General features: G+C 41.7%; 25 protein-coding genes. 8 read left to right on the plus strand and 17 right to left on the minus strand.

Annotation, left to right across the window (positions count from 1 at the left end; translation table 11 throughout):
- The first annotated feature begins 99 nt into the window (after positions 1–99).
- Genes lpxM through ATB78_RS03940 form a run of 4 tightly spaced genes read left to right on the plus strand, consistent with a single transcriptional unit; the run spans position 100 to position 4,224 of the window.
- Positions 100–1,089: a lauroyl-Kdo(2)-lipid IV(A) myristoyltransferase gene (lpxM, locus tag ATB78_RS03925; RefSeq protein ID WP_061007855.1), complete on the plus strand. Its 990-nt coding sequence runs from the start codon at positions 100–102 to the stop codon at positions 1,087–1,089.
- Positions 1,086–2,144: a lipopolysaccharide heptosyltransferase II gene (gene waaF, locus ATB78_RS03930; RefSeq protein ID WP_061007856.1), complete on the plus strand. Its 1,059-nt coding sequence runs from the start codon at positions 1,086–1,088 to the stop codon at positions 2,142–2,144. Before lpxM ends, waaF begins: the two co-directional genes overlap by 4 nt.
- Positions 2,138–3,382: a lipid IV(A) 3-deoxy-D-manno-octulosonic acid transferase gene (waaA, locus tag ATB78_RS03935; protein ID WP_061007857.1), complete on the plus strand. Its 1,245-nt coding sequence runs from the start codon at positions 2,138–2,140 to the stop codon at positions 3,380–3,382. The genes waaF and waaA overlap by 7 nt, the downstream gene beginning before the upstream one ends.
- 2 nt (positions 3,383–3,384) lie before the next feature.
- Entirely contained in the window at positions 3,385–4,224 is an 840-nt protein-coding gene (locus ATB78_RS03940; protein ID WP_061007858.1) for a glycosyltransferase family A protein, read from the plus strand.
- Between the two features lie 81 nt (positions 4,225–4,305).
- Here ATB78_RS03940 and ATB78_RS03945 read toward each other — a convergent pair whose 3' ends face one another.
- From ATB78_RS03945 to ATB78_RS04000, 12 genes are all read right to left on the minus strand, one after another.
- Positions 4,306–4,893 (minus strand): galactoside O-acetyltransferase, encoded by a 588-nt coding sequence (locus tag ATB78_RS03945; RefSeq protein WP_045402565.1) that lies wholly within the window; start codon positions 4,891–4,893, stop codon positions 4,306–4,308.
- Between the two features lie 11 nt (positions 4,894–4,904).
- Positions 4,905–5,627: an SDR family oxidoreductase gene (locus ATB78_RS03950; RefSeq protein WP_061007859.1), complete on the minus strand. Its 723-nt coding sequence runs from the start codon at positions 5,625–5,627 to the stop codon at positions 4,905–4,907.
- A complete protein-coding gene (locus ATB78_RS03955; RefSeq protein WP_061007860.1) occupies positions 5,627–6,982 on the minus strand; it encodes a class I adenylate-forming enzyme family protein in 1,356 nt (451 codons plus the stop codon). Before ATB78_RS03955 ends, ATB78_RS03950 begins: the two co-directional genes overlap by 1 nt.
- Positions 6,963–7,208 (minus strand): hypothetical protein, encoded by a 246-nt coding sequence (locus ATB78_RS03960; RefSeq protein WP_045402736.1) that lies wholly within the window; start codon positions 7,206–7,208, stop codon positions 6,963–6,965. Before ATB78_RS03960 ends, ATB78_RS03955 begins: the two co-directional genes overlap by 20 nt.
- A 195-nt stretch (positions 7,209–7,403) precedes the next feature.
- Positions 7,404–8,330 carry a hypothetical protein gene (locus ATB78_RS03965; RefSeq protein ID WP_045402573.1) on the minus strand — a complete coding sequence of 309 codons (927 nt, stop codon included), beginning with the start codon at positions 8,328–8,330 and terminating at the stop codon, positions 7,404–7,406.
- A gap of 2 nt (positions 8,331–8,332) precedes the next feature.
- Entirely contained in the window at positions 8,333–9,424 is a 1,092-nt protein-coding gene (locus tag ATB78_RS03970) for a DegT/DnrJ/EryC1/StrS family aminotransferase (RefSeq protein ID WP_061007861.1), read from the minus strand.
- Entirely contained in the window at positions 9,421–9,984 is a 564-nt protein-coding gene (rfbC, locus tag ATB78_RS03975; protein ID WP_061007862.1) for a dTDP-4-dehydrorhamnose 3,5-epimerase, read from the minus strand. Before rfbC ends, ATB78_RS03970 begins: the two co-directional genes overlap by 4 nt.
- Positions 9,981–10,865 carry a dTDP-4-dehydrorhamnose reductase gene (rfbD, locus tag ATB78_RS03980; RefSeq protein WP_061007863.1) on the minus strand — a complete coding sequence of 295 codons (885 nt, stop codon included), beginning with the start codon at positions 10,863–10,865 and terminating at the stop codon, positions 9,981–9,983. The genes rfbC and rfbD overlap by 4 nt, the downstream gene beginning before the upstream one ends.
- Positions 10,858–11,739, minus strand: a complete 882-nt coding sequence (gene rfbA / locus ATB78_RS03985; protein ID WP_061007864.1) for a glucose-1-phosphate thymidylyltransferase RfbA — start codon at positions 11,737–11,739, stop codon at positions 10,858–10,860. The genes rfbD and rfbA overlap by 8 nt, the downstream gene beginning before the upstream one ends.
- 19 nt (positions 11,740–11,758) lie before the next feature.
- Positions 11,759–12,817 carry a dTDP-glucose 4,6-dehydratase gene (gene rfbB, locus ATB78_RS03990; RefSeq protein ID WP_061007865.1) on the minus strand — a complete coding sequence of 353 codons (1,059 nt, stop codon included), beginning with the start codon at positions 12,815–12,817 and terminating at the stop codon, positions 11,759–11,761.
- A gap of 155 nt (positions 12,818–12,972) precedes the next feature.
- Positions 12,973–13,677, minus strand: a complete 705-nt coding sequence (locus tag ATB78_RS03995; protein WP_061007866.1) for a 3-deoxy-D-manno-octulosonic acid kinase — start codon at positions 13,675–13,677, stop codon at positions 12,973–12,975.
- A gap of 8 nt (positions 13,678–13,685) precedes the next feature.
- Positions 13,686–14,081 (minus strand): diacylglycerol kinase, encoded by a 396-nt coding sequence (locus ATB78_RS04000; protein ID WP_061007867.1) that lies wholly within the window; start codon positions 14,079–14,081, stop codon positions 13,686–13,688.
- 177 nt (positions 14,082–14,258) lie between these two features.
- Between ATB78_RS04000 and ATB78_RS04005 the strand changes: the two genes are divergently transcribed.
- The gene (locus ATB78_RS04005; RefSeq protein WP_038893823.1) at positions 14,259–15,383 is read left to right on the plus strand and encodes a glycosyltransferase family 4 protein; all 1,125 of its coding nucleotides are present in this window, start codon (positions 14,259–14,261) and stop codon (positions 15,381–15,383) included.
- 60 nt (positions 15,384–15,443) lie between these two features.
- On the opposite strand, the gene ATB78_RS04010 is transcribed toward ATB78_RS04005, so the two are convergent.
- Complete coding sequence (locus ATB78_RS04010) at positions 15,444–16,490, minus strand: glycosyltransferase family 9 protein (RefSeq protein WP_061007868.1); 1,047 nt, start codon at positions 16,488–16,490, stop codon at positions 15,444–15,446.
- Positions 16,491–16,518: 28 nt separating this feature from the next.
- A complete protein-coding gene (locus ATB78_RS04015; RefSeq protein WP_061007869.1) occupies positions 16,519–17,433 on the minus strand; it encodes a glycosyl transferase family 90 in 915 nt (304 codons plus the stop codon).
- Positions 17,434–17,555: 122 nt separating this feature from the next.
- On the opposite strand from ATB78_RS04015, the gene coaD reads away from it, so the two are divergent.
- The 3 genes from coaD to ATB78_RS04030 are packed head-to-tail and all read left to right on the plus strand — an operon-like array spanning position 17,556 to position 19,850.
- On the plus strand, positions 17,556–18,056 hold the full coding sequence (coaD, locus tag ATB78_RS04020) for a pantetheine-phosphate adenylyltransferase (protein WP_045415483.1): 501 nt from the start codon (positions 17,556–17,558) through the stop codon (positions 18,054–18,056).
- Between the two features lie 27 nt (positions 18,057–18,083).
- Positions 18,084–19,064, plus strand: a complete 981-nt coding sequence (locus tag ATB78_RS04025) for a glycosyltransferase (RefSeq protein WP_061007870.1) — start codon at positions 18,084–18,086, stop codon at positions 19,062–19,064.
- A 21-nt stretch (positions 19,065–19,085) separates the two neighbouring features.
- Positions 19,086–19,850, plus strand: coding sequence for a glycosyltransferase family 25 protein (locus ATB78_RS04030; RefSeq protein ID WP_061007871.1), 765 nt, complete (start codon positions 19,086–19,088; stop codon positions 19,848–19,850).
- A 6-nt stretch (positions 19,851–19,856) separates the two neighbouring features.
- Here ATB78_RS04030 and mutM read toward each other — a convergent pair whose 3' ends face one another.
- The 3 genes from mutM to rpmG all read right to left on the minus strand — a co-directional run bounded on the left by mutM (position 19,857) and on the right by rpmG (position 21,617).
- Positions 19,857–20,666, minus strand: coding sequence for a bifunctional DNA-formamidopyrimidine glycosylase/DNA-(apurinic or apyrimidinic site) lyase (gene mutM / locus ATB78_RS04035; protein ID WP_061007872.1), 810 nt, complete (start codon positions 20,664–20,666; stop codon positions 19,857–19,859).
- A 126-nt stretch (positions 20,667–20,792) separates the two neighbouring features.
- Complete coding sequence (locus tag ATB78_RS04040; RefSeq protein ID WP_061007873.1) at positions 20,793–21,269, minus strand: hypothetical protein; 477 nt, start codon at positions 21,267–21,269, stop codon at positions 20,793–20,795.
- A gap of 177 nt (positions 21,270–21,446) precedes the next feature.
- Positions 21,447–21,617: a 50S ribosomal protein L33 gene (gene rpmG, locus ATB78_RS04045; RefSeq protein WP_004410866.1), complete on the minus strand. Its 171-nt coding sequence runs from the start codon at positions 21,615–21,617 to the stop codon at positions 21,447–21,449.
- Between the last annotated feature and the right edge of the window lie 8 nt (positions 21,618–21,625).

A 21,625-nucleotide genomic window follows, 5' to 3' on the forward strand; every position in this document is an offset into this window, starting at 1 on the left:
TGGTAGTGAAGCCTCTACCACCTTTACTCTGATACATTTACGAGTATCATTTCTAAACGTCTCCAGTTCTCTCTTCCGAAAATAGGTGCTTAAAACTTCATGACTGTTCAACGTGATGATTTCGATCCAAAAGCTTATAACCCTGAATTTGAGCGTCACTTTCTTGCGCCTAAATACTGGGGAACTTGGCTCGGCGCCCTACTATCGATGCCGTTGGCGCTTCTTCCATTAGGGGTGCAAAAATGGCTAGCCAAAGCAATTGCAAAAAAATTGGCTAAATCACGCAAAGGTCCAGCCCACAGAGCTCGGGTTAACTTTGAGCTATGTTTCCCAGACAAAACCTTTGAAGAGCGTGAAGCACTCATCGAAAAGACGCTTTACACAGCCGCTTTATTCTTTTTCCGCTTTAGCCTACTTACCTTACGTTCTCCAAAGTGGTTACAGCAACGCTGCCAAATTCGCGGTTTAGATATTTTGCAGAAGCATATCGAAAATGATGAAAAAGTCATTTTGATGGTACCGCACTCATGGGCGATCGACATTCCAGCTATTTTGTTGGCCTCTATGGGAATGCCGGTTTCTGCAATGGCTAAAAAGCAGAAAAATGAAGTCGGCGATTGGTTGATGCACAAGCAGCGAGTGCAGTATGGCGGTCGAGTCTATGAACGCTCTGGTGGTATCAAGCCTTTCTTAAAGTCTATTCGAGATGGTTATATTGGTTACTACTTACCAGACCAAGACCATGGTCCAGAGCACAGTGTGTTTGTGGACTTTTTTGCCACTCGGAAAGCAACCCTTCCTGGTCTTGGAAAAATTGCAAAGCTATCACGCTCTAAAGTGCTCCCTATGTTTGCTTCTATGAATACAGAAGATGGGTCGTTCGATATCGAAATTTTGCCAGCCTTTGAGCTAGACAAAGGCGAAGAGCAAGACGCACGCACTTCGAATGAAACGATTGAGTACTTTGTTTCCACTAAGCCTGAGCAATATATGTGGGTGTTACAGCTATTACACTCTCAAGAAGATGGCAATAACTATTACAATCTCTTCAAGCCGAGATATGACACTGACTGGCAAGTAGAAAAATGAAAAAGATCTTAATTATCGGCCCATCTTGGGTTGGCGATATGGTGATGTCACAATCACTGTACATCGTTTTAAAGCAACAACATCCAGAAAGCCAAATTGATGTGATTGCTCCAGGCTGGTGTAAACCGATCCTCGATCGTATGCCTGAAATCCATCAAGCAATTGAGATGCCTCTTGGCCATGGTGAGTTCAATCTTCTTGGCCGCAGAGAGATTGGTAAGTCACTGCGTGAAAAGCAATACGATCATGCTTACGTACTGCCAAACTCAGCTAAGTCTGCTTTGATACCTTGGTTTGCAAACATCCCACAGCGTACGGGTTGGAAAGGAGAAATGCGTTATGGGCTACTCAATGATCTTCGCCCTAACAAAAAGTCTTTTCAATACATGGTAGAGCGTTATGTCGCTTTAGCCTACCCTGAGGTTGAAATGTTGAATTCGTCCTCCTTGGGAGGCTTAGAAACACTTCCTAGACCTAGCTTGTCTATCGATAAAAAGACTCAGCAAGGGACGCTTAACAAATTCTCTCTCGACCAAACGCTCCCAGTCATAGGCCTGTGTCCAGGTGCCGAATTTGGCCCTGCTAAAAAGTGGCCAGAAACACATTATGCTGAAATCGCTACTCAAATGGCGACGAGCGGCCATCAAGTATGGCTATTTGGTTCTCAGAAGGACCTTGATACCTGTAATAACATTAAGCAGCTCGTGCCGGCTGAACTTCAACAGAGAATTCACGTTCTCGCTGGTCAAACCAGCTTGATTGAAGCCGTTGATCTGCTGGCGGCATGTCAGACTGTTGTAGCCAATGACTCTGGTCTTATGCACGTAGCGGCCGCTGTTGGCTGTAATGTTGTTGCAGTCTATGGCTCAACGTCACCAAAGTACACACCACCGCTTGCGGAAAAGGTAGAAATTGTTCACACCGATATTGACTGCCGCCCATGCTTTAAGCGTGAGTGTGAGTTCAAGCACCTTAAGTGTTTAACTGCCTTATCACCAAAACAGGTGCTAGATAGCATCCAAAAACTTGAAGCGATAACGGTAAGTTCATGCTAATTCGCATTTTTTACACATTGCTGCTTGCCCTTGCCTCCCCTTTCCTATTGTTTGGTTTATATAAAAGCAAACCAAACAAGCCCAAGTTTGGTCAACGATGGAAAGAGCATTTTGGTATCACTCCAAAGCTAGACAAAACTGAACGCCCCATTTGGATTCATGCGGTTTCAGTAGGCGAAAGCATCGCCGCTATCCCCCTAATTAAAGAGTTGAAAAAGCAAAACCCAGCTCTACCTATTTTGGTCACCACCACTACCAGCACTGGTGCAGAACAAATTGCTAAGTTGGGCGAGTTAGTTGAACACCGTTATATGCCTATCGATTTCGGTTTTGCAGTAAAAGGTTTTCTAAAAGCAACACGACCAAAGCAAATGTTGATCATAGAAACTGAGCTTTGGCCGAACACTCTTCGTACTGTCCATGACTCAGAAATACCGATTACTGTTGTTAACGCTCGCCTTTCTGAAAAGTCCTGTAAGAACTACGCAAAAGTGCAGCCTCTATTTAACCTATTAGTTCCTTGCTTGGATAAAGTACTTTGTCAGACGGAGTCTGATGCAGAACGCTTCGAGCGCTTAGGTGTAGATAAGCACCGACTTTTTGTTACTGGCTCAATAAAGTTTGATATTCAGATATCTGACGACGTAAAAGAAAAGGCTAAAGCGCTAAGGGATGCCATTGGATTAGAGCGCCCCATTTGGATTGCTGCCAGTACTCATAAAGGCGAAGATGAGCAGGTATTAGAAGCTCACAAGAAAATCTTAGAACCTCACCCAACTGCACTTCTAATCCTTGTTCCTCGCCATCCGGAGCGATTTGATAATGTATTTGAGCAGTGCCAAAAGCTCGGCTTTGACGCCGCTCGACGCACAAGTCAAACAGAAGTAACGGAATCGACCCAAGTTTACCTTGGAGACACCATGGGTGAGATGTTGGTCTTGATGGGCGCTGCGGATATCTGCTTTATGGGTGGTAGCTTAGTTGGCGATAAAGTTGGTGGACACAATGTTTTGGAGCCTATCGCTCTAGGGCTACCTGTCATAAATGGCCCAAGCTACTTTAACTTTAAAGACATTGTAGAAGAATTTCGCTCTCTTAATAAAATCCATGTTATTGAAAACAGTTCAGTACTGGCAGAGCAGGTAACTGATTTACTGCGTCATTCTCAAATTGAGAGTAACGTTACATTCGATAACAATGCACTTCACCTTACTATGACTCACATAGGTAATTTCTAGAAATGAATGAACAAGGCACACTGTTAGTTGTTTTATATAACAAGCCAATTTCGGACTCGATAACACTTAATTCCTTGATGAGTCACCCTAATGACTTAGGTCATCTCGATTTATTGATTTGGAATAATGGCCCTCAACTAGTGGATAGCGAACTTGCTGATAAATACCATAAAAAGTTTGGCAGCATCACCGTGCACCAAGACATTAGTAATGCTGCGTTGTCTAAAGTTTATAACCATGCTTTAGGGCATAACAACAATGGTTATTGTGTCATTCTTGATGATGACTCTACCGTCTCTGACGACTACATATCTGCTATTAGTGAAATTACGAGCAACTCGTGCCTTGTACCTATTTTGACAAATAATGGCGAAGTACAAAGCCCTTTAATCAACAAGAAAAAGGTAGAATCACCAGACCACGTTGAGCCATGTCAAAAAATAAGGGCTGTCGGTAGTGGTATTGTCTTAGGAAGAGAGTTTCAAAATACGCTCAAGAAAGCTTATGGTAGCGTTTTTGATGAGAGATTTTTACTTTATGGTGTAGACGCAACCTTTTTCACTCGAGTTGAAACTGCAGGTCTATTGGACAACATTAAAGTAATACCCGGCTTTGAGCATTCCTACTCTAGACTTGAATCTGGCAAAGATTCGCTGTCTGAATTCAGAAAAAAAGAACGAGCATACGATAAAGGATTACGAATCCGTTACTATAAGTCTAAAAGTAGTCTTTTCGTATACGTGCTAAAGCTACTAAAGAATATATTGTTAAAATCAGACAATCAAAAAGAGAAGTACATATTAGATGCTATTATAACTGGCAAGCACTATAGGGATATTTAAGCTCCTCCCCTATTCAACAAACTATTAATCTAAATAAATCATAATTATAGCTTTCAATTTGAATAGGGGAATCTCACTCTCTTAATATTGGTCAAACTTAACATCTTTGAAGGATGCTTTTAACTTTTCTTCATGTTCCAATAACTTTTTAGAACGTCGGACTAGCTTTTTGACTGGATTCCCCATATAAACGAACCAACTCTCAAGAGAAGAAGATACGACGGACATAGCACCAACTGAGACCCCTTCCCCCAAAGTAGTTCCAGGTAAGAGAACAGAGTGCGCTCCTACAAGAGAATGTTTTTTTAATACTACTGGTATAGATTTCACTCTTTTATACTCATCAGGTACCATCGGATTTGTCATGCCATACCCTAAATAGTCATCAGATGATGAGAAAATAGACACCTTAGATGATATACCGACAAAATCCTCTAACTGGATTAACTCCGCCCCCATTAAACTAGAGTAAGCTGACATATGCACAAAATTACCCATTTTTATGCCCGACGCTCCAGCTGATAATATACAAAAATCATCAATTCTGACATGAGAACCAATTGAAATATTACCTGCATTATAAATACTAGCCTTATCTGAAATCAGAACGTTATCGCCTACTTCTTTAAAACCAATATTTTCAACTTCTTGTTTTGTTAGAAAAGCCATTTCCTTTCCTTTTAGGCCGTACTTCCGGCATCAACAGTAAAGATAGCTCCGGTGATACCAGAAGCATCTTCAGATAATAGAAACAATGCCATACCCGCCGCATCTTTGACGTTAGCAAGACGGCCTAAACAACTACGCCTTTTAATCTTTTCAAGCTTATCGCCAACTAACCCCTCAGTCATATTTGTTTCCATATAACCAGGAGCGAGAGTATTAACTGTTATTTGTGATTTGCCTAGTTCTCTTGCCAATGATTTGGTAAAACCTCCTAGCGCAGATTTAGTTGCACCGTACACACTCAAACCATTAAAACCTGTAGAGCCAATAATTGAACCAACATTTACGATACGCCCACTTCGATTTAATAGCATGGAACGAGAGACATACTTTGTCAGTAAAATAGGCGCTTCAATATTAACCTTAATCAGTGATGAGATATCAGACTCATGCATCGTAGCTAATACACCATCATGTCCAAGGGCGGCATTATTAACTAAACCAAAAATACGCCCATGCTCCTTAGTAATCAGCTTGACTAATGCTGATATACCCTTAACCTCAAAGAAGTCATATTGATAAAAAAACACGCTCTCTGGATAGGTTAATTGTAATTGTTGATATTCACCCGTTAGTGTTCTACTAACACCGAGCACCTTATAACCTGCCTCAGCAAGCATTTTGGAGATTTCCAGACCAAGCCCTTTTGCACAACCAGTAATAATGATATTTTTCATTAGTTTCTAACCTTTTTACCCGTTGCATTGGTTGTTATAGACTCAACAACTTTGAGCAAAGCAGGCACTTCAAATGATTGAAGCTCTTTTTTACAGAATAATAGTACGTCGCGTTTTATTTCTTTGTGAGATAAGCCCCTTGAACTATCCGCAATTACTACTTCACAAGCAACAAGAGAACCAAGGACGGGGTTTGCCTTGGAAAAGACTCTTGCCATAACAATGGACGAATGCTTTTCAAGTACCGACTCGACTTTTTCAGGCATTACTTTATTGCCACCGACATTGATTGAGCCACTTTCACGGCCGAGAAAAAGGACTCGATCTTTTATGAGACTGACCATATCTCCAGTGTTAATAAAACCTTCATCATTGATTTCTAAGTTGCCTTTCACAAACTTATTGCAACCATTGCTACTTTTTATCCACAAGGTGCCATCAATGATTTTTAGTTGGCATGCTAGGTTAGATTCACTTGTAAGATATGAAGAAGGAAACCCTTCTTTTTTATCCTTAACCACAAAGCCCACACCAGCTTCAGTCGACGCGTAAATATGGATAATTGTCGCTGCAGGATATTGAAAATCCAATGCTGAAAGCACATTTTGGTTGCTAATCTCGCCCCCCAATGTGATTCGTTTTAAAGAAAGGCGAGAATGTTCAGGTTCCATCAAAAGCTTACGCCAAAAAGATGGTGTTGCTGATATACAGTTCACTGAAGAATTTGCAAACAATGAGATGCTCTCAGCCATTGTTGCCAAATTTGACGGTACTGAAAGTGCAGAACCAGAAGCTAGAGCTTGAAGATATACCTGTAACCCAGCGAAGCGATTGACATCGTAGGTTAGGCCCCAAGTAAATTCTTCACCTCGTTCAATATCGTTTTTCGTTGTGACGAGTAATGTTGGCAATGAGTAACTAGCCAATTTTGGCGTACCCGTTGTCCCTGATGTCGCAAGGATATAGGCCCTTCCCATCTCATTTTCAGTATGACATTGATCTGGAAGCACCTTAATATCGCGAACTTGTCCTGCTGATAAATAGATAACGTAATGGATATTAGCAGAGCGATAGAATGCGTCTTCATGCCCTTCAGCATCTCTAGGCAACAGCAGAATACTGTGACAAATGCTGTCGATTGCAGGAAGAAGCAACGCCAAAGATTCACGATCATCAGAAATAATGGCACAGTTTTTATCGGCTAATTGAGGGTAGCTTAAACAAAAATTCTTACTGAGCTCAACAACGTCGTTATAGGTGTAAAACGACGTACATGTCGAAAGAAAACGTCTTTCTAATGGCACACGCTTTACAAGGCTAATCAAGCGTTCTTGTTCAAGCTGACTGTTTTTCATAAATCGCTACAAATTCACCAAAAGTTGTTGGATATACTGCATCTTCCATTTGTTGGAATGGGTCGAAATCTAGCTCCTCTTCAAGCAAAGCAACAAGGATTGCAAAACCTAACGAGTCCAATCCGCTTTCCAAAAGAACTTGCTCATCTCTGATATCTTCATAACGTTGATCTACATCCGTTTGCTCTAAAGCTTCATTGAATTTTTCTAAAATAATTTTTTTCATTTCAATACCCATTTATTATGATTTCGTAAGTAGCAGTTTAATGCTCTCACAAAAGGCGGTTTTCAAGGTGAACGCTATCTTTTACTCAAAAATTCACAATTTTGATTTTTAACAGAGCCAAAATCAAGCTACGAGACCACAAGCTGTCTACTCATAAACCAGTTAAGCTTTTACACATAATTACGTAAGAAAGCGCTAACTACCATTAGAGAAAAAATAGTTTTCTGTTTCTTGCACAAACTGACAAACTAGCTTAGTTGATTCATCGTTCAGTGACTCAATTCTCTCCTTCAACATAGGGACCGTCTCGCGTGCCCACTCCAGCTCGGACTCATCGGTACCGTAAGCAATACCATACCTCGAGACCTCATCTGGAAACCAAGCCTCTTTAGATACGCCGTCTTCGGGAACAACAATAGATTCAGCGCCACTCAACACAGCAAAGTGTGAGTATGCTGTATAATCGTCATAGCAAATAAAACGCTTAGAGCGCTTTAATAGTTTTGCTGTCTCTATATGGCTAAGACCATCAACACAAACAAAACTAGGGTCATGGATAAAAGGCTTTGATTTACCCTTCCTTACCATATAAGTAGAGATATCTCTATCTACTTCTTTATCTATCTCGTAAATGTCAGTAGGGAAGTACATAACTTTCAGAATCGTTTCAGACAACTTTGACTCAGGGTAAGTAAAATCACTAATAGCTGAGTGATAGCGAAAACAAAGTTCACCCTTCGTATAAAAGATATCTTTAATAATGTGTCCGGGGTGATGTAAATACCATCGTACAATATTTTTGGCGTTCAATGGATTGCCAAAGGCAATTTCTGAATAGACAACGACACTAGATTTATTCTTAATTAAATTTTTATCTCTCAGCACTGGCGTATTCCATGCTGGATTAACATGGAACTTCTTCAGTTTAGCTCGAGTTGCTTTAATAAACGAAGATAAGATTTTTCTAGGAGAATCAAGATTTACCTTTTCCATTACTCGCGGATGAAGAAAGGCTTGATGGTCTGTGTGCTCATTTATAAGGTGAACTAAGCGATGTAGTACAACACATCCTCCTGAGTTCTCATTATAACTTGGAGCATAAATAATAAAGTTAACTTTCATACTTAGTCATCCAAATTAATAACACTTACAATTTCTGCTAGTTTTTCATCTTCTAAATCATGATAAATAGGTAAACAAAGGATACGTTTACTTATGTCTCTGCTCACATCACACTGGATATTTAAGCTATTCAAAGCGTCAACCATATCTAAACTGGGGTAGAAATATCTTCTCGTTAATACCCCAAGGTTATCTAATCGACTCTTCACTTCTAATAACAGCTCTTCGTTATCAAATAGAACTGGCATATAAGCACCTAGATTTAAGGATTGCTCATGCCATGACTGGTATTTTACACTCGGCAACTTTAATTTTTCTTTATATAAAGAGATGATTGCTTTTCTTCTATCAATGATATTGTGTACATCATCAAGAACACATAAACCCATCGCAGCTTCAAACTCATTCATTTTAGCATTTGTCCCTAGCCCTTCAATTGTATCTGGACCAGTGATACCAAAGTTAATTAAGTTCCGAACCTTTTCGGCGACCTCATCATTTTCAGTAATAATCGCTCCCCCTTCAATAGAGTGAAATAGTTTCGTAGCATGAAAACTTAAAGTACTAATATCACCACATTTCAAGACACTTTGTCCTTTATATTGGACTCCAAATGCATGAGCTGCATCATAAATAACCTTGAGATTATGTTTATCAGCAATACTTTTTACGATATCAATTTCACAAGGATTACCAAAAACATGAACAGGCACGATCGCTGAGGTGCTATCTGTGATTAGGTCTTCTATACGCTCTGGATTTATATTGAACGAGTCATCTTTAATATCAGCATAGACTGGCGTTAAGCCTTCCCACATTATCGTGCTCGCCGTTGCTGCAAAACTAAAAGGAGTAGTAATCACCTCTCCTTTTAAATCCAAAGCTTTGTACGCGACCTGAAGGGCGAGTGAACCATTAGCGACAACAATGACGTTCTTTACACCTAAGAATTTTGCTAAGCGCGCTTCAAGCTCCGATACAAGTGGGCCCCTGTTCGTCAACCACCCAGCCTCATAGATTCTATCTATGTAACCTTTATACTTATCTCGGGAAGGTAAGTAAGGCTTTGTTACTGGTACAACATCTTTATTCATAACACAACGTCCAACGGTTGAATCTTACCAAACTGCTTACCATCGCTGTCTTTTGCAGAAAGCGAGGGAATGAAGCCATCTCGCAGCGGCCAATCAATACCTAACTCAGGGTCATTCCAAGCAATAGAAACCTCTGCCTCGGGGTTGTAGTAGTCGGTACATTTATATACAAATTCGGCTTCTGGACTAGTGACATAAAAACCATGCGCAAAACCAGCAGGTACCCAGAGTTGACGTTTATTTTCCGCAGACAGATATTCACCAACCCATTGACCATAAGTCGGAGAGCCTTTGCGGATATCGACAGCAACATCAAAGACTTCTCCAGATATCACGCGTACCAGTTTTCCTTGTATGTTCGCAGTTTGAAAATGCAGCCCTCGAAGGATACCTTGCTTTGACTTTGAGTGGTTATCTTGAACAAAAGGAGTGGATTGACCCGTAACTAGCTCTTCAAATTGCTTCTGGTTCCACGTTTCCATAAAAAAACCACGCTCGTCACCGAACACCTGAGGCTCGATAAGTTTCACATCAGGAATTGCAGTCGAAATTACCTTCATTCTTGGAATGCCTTTATATTTTTCAATGCGTTTTGCCACAAACTAGGGGTAATGGAGAAAACTTTCTCTATCTTTCTACAATCCAACCTTGTGTCTGGTGGCCGTTTCGCTGGTGTTGGGTATTCATGAGTAGGAATCGGGTTTACTACCATTTTTTTATCAGAACAAATTTGAGATGCGACATTAGAGAAAATTTCTTCTGCAAATTGAAACCAGCTTACATAAGGAGCGCCTGAGTAATGATAGATACCGGAGAGGTCATCATCGGACCTCAACATCTTATCCATCATAGTAATTAACACACTCGCTATATCTCCTGCATAGGTTGGTGCTCCGACTTGATCGTCCACGACACCAATTTCATCTCGTGTACTGGATAATCTAAGCATAGTCTTTACAAAGTTATTACCAACTTCACCAAATACCCAAGACGTCCGAAGAACAGCATATCGAGAACAAAAAGCGACGACATTTTTCTCGCCTTCAAGCTTGCTTTTGCCATAAACACTCTGAGGGTTTTCAGCATCGAGCTCCTTATATGGTTTGTCGCTTTCACCATCAAACACATAATCCGTTGAGATATGTAGCATAAGTGCATCCACTTTGGACGCAGCTTTAGCAAGGTTTTCAACAGCATCGGCATTAACGGCATAACACTGCTGCGAATCTTGCTCGGCTTTATCTACCGCAGTATAGGCTGCCGCATTAATTATCACATGTGGCTGCACGGACTCAACACAAGAAGTCACGCTATTTGAGTCTGTGATATCAAGCTCTTGCCGAGCAAACGTAAACAGCTCAACATCTGCTCTCTGCGTTAATTGAGATGCCAAACACGTCCCGACCTGCCCACGACTACCAATAACAACGACTCTAATCATCTTTGTTAGACTCCGATGCTAAACGTAATAGATACTGACCATATTCATTTTTAGACATCGGTGTTGCAATACGTACAAGGTCTTCACTAGATAACCAACGGTTACGCCAAGCAATTTCTTCCAAGCAGGCAATTTTTAGCCCCTGAACTTCTTCAATCGTTTGAACAAACGAAGAAGCTTGATGCAAACTCTCGTGGGTACCAGAATCCAACCAAGCAAATCCTCGGCCCAATAACTCAACATTAAGAGAGCCATTTTCTAGGTACATCTGATTTATCGCCGTGATTTCTAGCTCACCACGTTCAGAGGGCTCGATTGTTTTTGCCCACTCGACAACCCGATTATCGTAAAAATACAATCCTGTAACCGCGAAGTTTGACTTAGGCTCTTGAGGCTTCTCTTCAATAGAAAGTGCTTTCATATTTGCATCAAACTCAACAACCCCAAAACGTTCCGGATCTTTTACTTGATAACCAAAGACAGTCGCTCCAGATGTTTGGTTAGCGGCACTTCGTAATGTCTGAGAGAAAGATTGACCATAGAAGATATTGTCGCCTAACACCAAGCAAACCGAATCATTTCCGATAAACTCTTCGCCGATAATAAATGCTTGTGCTAATCCCTCCGGTTTTTCTTGAACTGCGTAGGTCAATGCAATACCAAAATCAGATCCATCACCAAGTAGACGCACAAAACCCTCTTGATCCTCCGGAGTCGTGATAATTAATATTTCTCGGATACCCGCTAACATCAAAACCGATAATGGGTAGTAAACCATTGGCTTGTCATAGACTGGGAGGAGTTGCTTTGAAACACCACGAGTAATTGGATATAAACGCGTTCCAGAACCACCAGCAAGGATAATACCTTTCATTTTCTTACCTTATTCTAAATTATTGACCAAGACGCTCTAAGCTGTAGGAGCCGTCTAAAACACGTTGCCACCATTCTTTATGCGCTAAATACCACTCAACAGTTTTGCGCAGACCAGTCTCAAAGGTTTCTTCTGGTGTCCAGCCTAATTCACGTTCAATTTTAGAAGCATCGATAGCGTATCGAACATCATGCCCTGGTCGATCTTTTACATAAGTAATTAAATCTTGGTAATGCGAAATGCCTTCAGGCTTATTTGGTACAAGCTCTTCTAGGATCTCGCAAATTGACTTCACAACATCAATGTTTGCTTTTTCATTGTGACCACCAATATTGTATGTCTCCCCAATAACGCCTTCTGTCACGACTTTGTAGAGCGCTTTGGCGTGGTCTTCTACAAATAACCAATCACGGATCTGCATACCATCACCATATACTGGCAGTGGTGAGCCTTTTAATGCATTTAAGATCATTAAAGGAATCAGTTTTTCAGGAAAGTGGTATGGACCATAGTTATTGGAACAGTTAGTTACAATGGTCGGAAAGCCATACGTTCTTAACCAAGCTCGAACAAGGTGATCACTCGACGCTTTCGATGCTGAATACGGTGAAGATGGTGCGTACGAGGTTTCCTCTGTAAACAAATCATCTGTTCCCTCTAAGTCACCATATACCTCATCTGTTGAGATATGGTGGAAACGAAAGGCCGCTTTGTTAGCGTCATCAAGCTGACTCCAATATCCACGAGCCACTTCTAATAGGGTATAAGTACCAACAATGTTAGTTTCAATAAAAGCAGCAGGGCCATCAATAGAGCGATCGACGTGAGACTCTGCCGCTAAGTGCATAACTGCGTCTGGCTGGTGTTCTGAAAACACACGCTCTAGTGCGGCACGGTCGCAGATATCCACTTGTTCAAAAGCATAGCGCGCGTGACTGGACACCTCGCTTAGAGATTCAAGATTACCTGCGTAGGTCAGTTTGTCTAAGTTAATCACCGAGTCTTGCGTATGATTAATAATATGGCGCACAACAGCAGAGCCAATAAACCCTGCACCACCTGTCACTAAGATTTTCATTTTAAATTTATATCCACATTTACGGGCTATCAGCTCCTTATCTTAAATCCTCCTAAAAAATAAGGAGGCAAAAATAAGACAAATCCCTATCGAAACGAATCTCCAACGGAAAACAGAGAAGTTTCGACACTCTTACTATAGCCCCGTTGTTTCACTTAAGACTGATTGTAACCTAACATCAGAGATTCAAAGTCACCTTCAGACCAATGAATCTCACGTTTAGCGAGTTCTTTTCTAAATGAGCGAAGCAGACGATCTAAGTTTCGTTCTTTCCATTGATTCCCAGATTGCTGCTTACACTTGTCAAAATCGATAATCCAGACCTTGCCTTCACTATCAAGCAGGATGTTATGAATATTCAGATCGGTATGATTAACACCAACATCGTGCATTTTACGGACTTCTACACCAATTTTTTGGTAGTCATCACTGGATAAGCGCTCTGCCTGTAATTTATCAACGAGATCGCTTGCTCCAGATATTTTCTCACTCAATAAATCTGCTCGATATAAGAAGCCGGTCTGCTCTACTTTAGCGGCAACAGGACGAGGAACATTAACGCCAGCGCTACGTAATTTTTGAAGCAGAGAGAACTCGGCGTAACTGCGAGTTCTCTCTAAGCTTAGGAACAAGTATTGGTCCCGGACGATCTTTCCGAACAAGCCACCTCGGTGGTAGTGTCGTAGCGCTGCAATCGTACTTTGAAGCTTGATAAACCACGTCGTACCTCGCCCACTAGCACTACCAACAATGGCATTACAACTGCGCCAGTAGTTGATATCAAACAAACTCTCAATGGGCTCAGTGATCAAGCTTTCGTCGTACCATACATGCGTATTGTTTTCTTGATAGTGCTTCATCACGCCCCTCAGAAAAAGAGAATATAAGACCATGTAAAGGCAGCAAATAGTAATGCTACAAAAACAGCAGCAGAACCAATATCTTTTGCTCGACCGCTTAATTCGTGTTTTTCCACACCAATCCTATCCACAACCGCCTCAATCGCAGAATTAATCAGTTCAACAATCAACACCAAAACAACAGTACCGAGCATCACGATACGTTGTATTTGCGAAACGTCTAACCAGCAGAGCAGCAACACAGCGGCCATCAGCAAAGCTAATTCTTGTCGAACCGCGGCTTCATGTTTCACTGCAGCCTTCAAACCTTGAAGTGAATAGACGCTGGCTTTTAAGATCCTTTGAATGCCCGTATTTCCAGGCTTTCCTGAAACGGTTTCTGTTTTCTTCTTGTCCTTATTCACTTGAATTTCTCGTGCTTACATCATAGCGCCATTTTACATTGTTCTATTGGGGGAACAATCCAGTAAGGAGCTTTTGCTGCTCTTCGTCGGTGCAAGACCTCGTCAACTGACTTCTTTCAGAAAATGAAGGCTTCAAGTAACATAACAGCCAATACCAAACGAATTACTGGATTACTTATGAAGATTGCATTGGTCCATTTAAGACACGCATACTCTGGCGGAGTTGAGCTGTACCTCAATCAAATGGCGAGATACATGGCAGAGAAAGGAGAAGAAGTCACCATTATCTGCCGCTCTCATGCCGATACACCTCCGCACCCTAATGTTAAGTTTGTGAAATTGCGCGGTTTTAGTATTGGTAAAAGCCATCGCCTTTGGAAGTTTGCGAAAGCGGTAGAAAAGCACGTCAATGAATCTGACTATGATCTGGTGTACGGCTTAGCTCACGCGTGGACACACGATGTATTAAGAATTGGAGCAGGTACAAGCCTTCATATGGCACGCTCCTTAAATAAGCCAATGCGAATTAAAGATAGAGTGACACATCTGATTGAGCAAAAAGCAATGGCCCCCGGAGCCTACTATCATGTCATAAGTAATTCATATAAAAGTGCTCAAGAAATCCAAGAAGCGCATCACGTGCCTAAAGAAAAAATCACGGTAATCCACAACTTTGTCGATACGAACCGCTTTGATGCACAACGAATCGAAAAAGGGGCGTTAGAGCTTAAGCAACAAATGGAGCTTGATCCTAACAAGCCAATTTTCTTATTTTTAGGTACTGGCTATGAGAGGAAAGGGCTAAAGCAAACCCTCACTGCATTTTCCAAACTGAACATTGATGCTCAATTGGTGATTGTTGGTCGAGAGACTCACGAGGGCGAGTACATTAAATTTGCGGAAAACCTTGGGATACAAGACAAATGTAAGTTTATGGGAGAAGACAAACGACCAGAGCTCTACTTTACGCTGGCTGATTGCTACGTACTACCAACTCTCTATGAACCTTTTGGCTTTACGGTGATCGAATCTCTCGCATGTGGCACACCGTCTATTACCACTGAAAACTGTGGTGCGAAGGAGGTCCTCAATCCAGAAGTGTCGAGCGTCATTGGAGCTGACGTGAACCCAGATGAACTAGCAAAAGCTATGGCGTTCTGGGCTGATAAAAAACGTACGACCAATGTTAGTGAACAATGCAGAGCATTGGCCTTAACAATGGATGTCGAGACTGTACTGGAGAAAAACTACCAACAGCTGTTGGCGGTATACAAAATGAAGCAGCAGTCAGCGAACACCTAATTTAGGGTTTAGCTGACGCACCTGTAAAATCGTATTACTCTCTTAGCCTATTATTGTTGGCTAAGAGAGATTCTCTAACATCTTATCGAGCTTTTCTTGCACCTGCTCAACGGTAATTGCAGCCATTAAGTTATCCCCTTTCGCACGCGTGCCCCACGTGAGTGAGTCTACGGACTGGCCTTTTTGTTCTTCAACGTGTTGTTGGTAAACACTTACGACGTCCTCTAAATCGTTATAAGGCCCAGTGCGTCTCGGATCACTATGCGCATATAAACCAATCACAGGTGTCATTTGAGTCGTTGCCAAGTGAGCAGGACCAGAATCAGGGCTAATGACAACCGTGGCTTCACGCAATACAGCTGTCAGTTGCTTTAAGCTTGTGTCACCGACAATATTAGTGACCGGTTGCTCACATAGTGACTCAATCTTATGTGCTAATTGCTTTTCTCTTTCCGCAGGTGAGCCACATAGGATCACATGAAGTCCCAAAGACGATGCATAATCGGCGATGGCCGCATATCGCTCCACTAGCCAGTTACGAGAGTCCTTGCTCGCTGCAGCAGAAATCACAATACACTTTCTACCTTGGGTAATGCTTTTCGCGTAATCGACTGATTCACTGGGTAATGGGATATTCCACGCTGGGTGGCTGAATGGAACACCAATGTACTTAGCAAATTCAGCCATGTTATCTAACACGTGCATTGCAGCTGTGTTGGGTAAGTGACGATTAGTGAACCACCACTGCCCTTCTCTCGTCCTATTCTTGCTAAAACCCACTTTATATTTTGCTTTGATCCCTAAAGACAAAACACTCGACCTCAAGGCTGCCTGCATGTGCAGCAAAACATCAAACTTAGTGCCTTTTAGTTGCTTCCACACGGCCTTCATTCCTTTAAGACCTTGTGACTTATCAAAAACAATCACGTCAATATTGGGCAGATCACTAATCAGTTGCGCCTCTATTTTGCCTGTAATCCAGGTTATCTTGGTTTGCGGCCAATGCTTTTGAATCGCCTGAACCACTGAGATCGCATGGCAAACATCGCCAATAGCCGACAAACGCAATACACACAAATGAGACGGAGGTGAAGTGAATAAACTCATGATAATTTAGGCTTTTGGTTTAAGAGCGTTACTGACATAGCTTGAAGTACTTCTCGAGCGTCTTGATACAAATTAAGCTTTCCAATTGTTCATCCTGAAATTGGGCCACATGTCGATGCGCATTTTCAATCATAGCTTCAGCTTTATCAGGGTTTTCAAGGTAATAATTAATTTTCTCGTCAAAGTCAGACCAATCATCTTTCACTTCAACATAATGAACTCCTGGTTGTAATGTGCCTTCCATAAACCACGTTTCAAAACGCATCTTAGGCGTCACTACGACAGAATTCGAAGACATTGCCCACTTTAAATTGGTTGCAACATCGTTACCTTCAAGACAAATGATAAACTTGTACTTCAATTGTTCTTGAATGGACATAAAGTCTTTTTGCCACTCAGGGTGCTCTTGAGAAGAATTGGATTGACCAGCATCCATCATCGGGTTATCAAACATGGCTTCCATAAAGCGAATTCGATGAACCCGTTTTACAAAACCACGGAAAACCGCCATATCTTTCTTATCGTGAAAGCCTAATGCATCGTTTACAAACTGGAAGTGCCTGCGTTTGTTAAGTTTGAATAGAACCGAATTATCGTTGTTACCCTCAATCGGCCTAGCCTTGTAAAGCGTTGGGCAGTCTTCTACGGCGACTTCGTCCCCAAAGTAATAACAAAACGGATTAGTATCAGGGAAGTAACGGAGGAACTCTTTAAGATCATACGTATATGCACTTTGCCCTTTGTGTGAGAAACGACTCAAACTAGTCGATTTACTGGAATCCAGCTCGCTCGGAGTATTTACCTTACAATAGTAATCCACTCGTTCTTGAACCAACTCCGTTTGACCTCGAAACTTCTTTTCTAGTTTGTTTTTGTTGTAAGCAAAATACGCTCGTGGAGCAATGGTCAACAGCAGGTTTTTTATATAGTAAAAAAGTTTCATTAAAACGTTATGCTCTTATCAAACCTATGTTTGTAGGTGTTATCTATTCTCGATTCGATGATGTATCATATTACTACTTTTAAGCGCTTTTTGACACTTTTGACAAACACAACGAGCTGCATATGAAACAACAAGGTCATAGTGCCACACACGTCATTTATCCGGGAACCTTCGACCCTATCACAAACGGCCACCTTAACCTCATAGAACGAGCAGCCCAAATGTTCGACTCTATCACTATTGGGGTTGCCGCTAGCCCTTCAAAGAAGACGATGTTCACACTGGAAGAACGAGTACAGCTGGTAGAGTGCTCTATTAGCCACCTTTCAAATGTCAATGTAGAGGGCTTTACTGGCCTACTCGTCGATTTTGCAAAAGTGCAAAACGCGAACATTTTAATTCGAGGCCTGAGAACTACTGTTGACTTCGAATATGAGTTTGGCTTAACCAGTATGTATAGAAAACTGCTACCTGGCCTAGAAAGTGTCTTTCTCACTCCGGATGACGAATACGCATTCTTATCCTCAACTATCGTGAGAGAAGTTGCTTTACATGGTGGTGAGATTAGCCGATTTGTTCCAGCTCCTGTTGAACTCGCACTTGCTCAAAAAACAAAGAAATAATTACTCGAATAAGAGAAAAGAATTGTTATGAACGTCTTAATTGTGTGCAAAGGCACGCTACCACCAGTGACATATGGCGGCACAGAGCGTGTTGTTTGGAGCCTTATCAAAGCGCTTCACCAACAAGGACATGGAGTTTTTATTCTTAACCCTGAACCTGTTGAATGCCCGTGGGCAACATGCATTACTCAACAGCCAAACCTGTCTATTGATGAACAAATTCCTGATGAAGTGGATATCGTTCACTTCCATGTTGGTGGTAGCTGCACTAAAAAGCCTTATGTTATTACCCGCCATGGTAATAACACTGTTACCAAGAAAAACGATCCCAACTCAATTTTCGTTTCTCAAAAACATGCCCTAAACCATGGTTGTGAGGCTTTTGTATATAACGGCTTAGATTGGAGTGATTATCGCCAGCCAAACCTAGATCCTAACAAGCGAATCAACCGTTATCATTTTTTAGGTAAAGCAGCGTGGCGCTTAAAAAACGTTCAGGGAGCGATAGACATTACGAGAAAAGCCAATGTCGCTTTAGATGTGCTAGGCGGACATCGCTTGAATTTCAAAATGGGCTTTCGTCTCACATTAGATCGCCATGTTAAATTTCACGGCATGGTAAATAACGAAGATAAATGTGACGTATTAGAAAAGTCTAAAGGGCTTGTGTTCCCTGTCACTTGGGAGGAACCATTTGGGCTAGCCATTACTGAAAGTCTGTTTATGGGGACACCCGTTTTTGCTACACCGTATGGTTCACTATCAGAGTTAATTAGTACACCTGATTTTGGCTCACTATCAAATATTGAAGATGAACTTGCAGACGCTATCCAACATGGTGATTACAATCCAACATTGTGTCACGAATATGCTCGAGATACTTTTGATCATATTTCGATGGCCAAGGCTTACATAGAGAAGTACGAAAAAGTACTCAATGGAGAGGCTCTAAATAAGTTTCTTTCTAAGCCAGCAAAACAAGTTAAAAAGTTACCGTACTTTAGATAGCACACCAATTTTTGAGTCAACATGAAAGCATTTTGTATCACTTTAAAAGGCTGTGAAGACAGGCAAGAAACAACATTAAACACCCTAAAGAGAATCGGTTTAGACTGTGAAGTTTTCTATGGTGTCGATGCACGCAAAGACACTCACCCATTGTTAGATCACTTAGATCGACGTCAATTTGAATTCAACATGGGACGCCCATGCATCATCGGTGAAGCGGGCTGTTATGCGAGCCATTATCTACTATGGCAAAAATGCGTTGAATTAAACGAACCTATTATCATTTTCGAAGATGATCTAAGCATTGAAGACGAGTTATTCCTAAACACATTAAAGATCGTTAAAGAGAATATAGAAAATTGTGGTTATATTCGCACCGAAAACACCAGTAGTCGCGGTATGTTCTACGATGTGAAACAATATGGTTCTCAAAGACTGGTTAAGTATCTAAAAGTACCACAATGTACAACCTCTTATGCCATAAGTCCCGAGGCGGCCCAAGCGTTTATCGAAGCAAGTAAGTCGTTCCAATTCCCTGTTGACGTATTTTTACGCAATACTTGGCTGCATAAACAAGCGATGTTCGGAGTAAGACAAGCAGGCTTACGTGGAGGCAATAAGCCATCGGTTATTGGTAATAGAAAACGCCAAGGCGATAAAGATTACCTCGTTGCTACAATGAAACTGCTTAATAAAGCAAAAAGTATGACGCTAAATTTAGTGATGAATGGTTATCACCTCATAAAAATGGGCCGAGAGTACGGCCCAAAGAAATTTAATGGCTAACACATTCTACTTCTGACATTCCCCGCAAAAGAAGGTATTACGTTGGCCTATCTTTTGTTCTTGGAGAGCTTCGCCGCATTCTGGGCATGGCTCTCCGGCTTTTCCGTAAACTAATAACTCTTGTGCGAAGTAACCCGGTTTGCCATCTGCTTGGGCAAAGTCTTTCAGTGTGGTTCCGCCTTGTTGGATGGCGATCTCTAGCGTGGCTTTAATGTTCTCCACCAGCAATTGCCACTCTTTCTTGGTTAGCTTACCTGCAGGGCGAGTGGGATGAATGCGTGACTTAAACAAAGATTCGTTGGCGTAGATGTTTCCGACGCCAACGACGATTTTGTTGTCCATGATGAACTGCTTAACCGCAACACGCTTACCTTTGGCTTTCTCTGCTACGTAGTCCGCGTTGAACTCTCCAGTTAAAGGCTCTGGTCCCATATGACCTAAAACTGCATGTGGCTCATTGGGCGCGCTCCACAGCCATGCTCCAAAACGGCGTGGATCGTTATAGCGCAGCACTTTGCCATTGCTCAGTTTGAGATCCACATGATCGTGCTTTGCTGGAGGAAAATCAGCATCAAGCACACGCAGTGAACCCGACATACCTAAGTGAACAATCGCAGTTCCTTCGTCTGTTTCTATCAACAGATACTTAGCGCGGCGACTGATATTACGAATCACCTGCCCTTCTAGCTTTTTAAGTTCTTGCGGGATATCCCAACGCAGTTTCGGGGTTCTGAATACAAATGCCTTGATCGTTTGGCCAATCATATGTGGGCTGATGCCCATTCGGCTTACTTCAACTTCAGGTAATTCAGGCATTTGATTCTCCTTACAACGCTAAGAACTTTGATACTGGGTGGCTAGCATAATCGAAAAAAGCCGAGACAAATACTGGTTATGCAAAGGGTTATTGGCAATAACGTTACTTGGTATCAAGCGACTAAATTACTTGGGCATGATGTAATTGCCATCGACAGAAATCGCAATCCATTTCCCTTGCCAGTTTTTAAACAACCAAAAATCTTCAAGGCGATAGAAAGTCACTCGCTGTGGCTCTTCCAAACCTTGATACCAAATTTCGATGCTTTCCGGTGATGATAAGCGCGGCTTTAACTGCTCGTATTGCTCTGGTGTCAGCTCAGTACCTTCCAATGACTGCCAACGAGTCACAAGCTCTTGTACGGGAATCTTGGCTTTAATGTTCGATTGCCATTGGCCATTCTGCTTATCTAATTCCCAACCCGCATAGTAGATAGCACTGACGTCATGATCAGAGCGCAGCAAGTTTGGATAAGGATCCGCCGGTTCTTCAATAAGATAAGATTTGATCCATGTTGGAGCATTGAGGATCAGCATAAATACGATGATGCCTAGGATAAGAATATTATTCCAACGACGGCGGCGAGCCGGACTTACACGCATAGTGGTTCCTAATCTCAAGTAGTTAGAGACAAACTATCAAAGCTCATCAATCTTGACTAGAACATCTGTATGCAAACGTGGTGAGGATGGAAATGAAGGAGAGTTGGAAGAATTTTAGGTAATAAAAAACCCAACTCGAAAGCTGGGTTTTTCAAATCATCAAAGAGATAAAACCAATTATTTGATTTTAGCTTCTTTGTACATAACGTGCTGGCGTACAACTGGATCAAATTTCTTGATCTCAAATTTGCCTGGCATGTTACGCTTGTTCTTATCAGTTGTGTAGAAGTGGCCTGTACCTGCTGAAGATACTAGACGGATTTTCTCACGAACGCCTTTCTTTGCCATTGCCTATT

Origin of the sequence: Vibrio sp. CUB2 (assembly GCF_001557945.1) — a bacterium.
Taxonomy (GTDB): domain Bacteria; phylum Pseudomonadota; class Gammaproteobacteria; order Enterobacterales; family Vibrionaceae; genus Vibrio; species Vibrio owensii.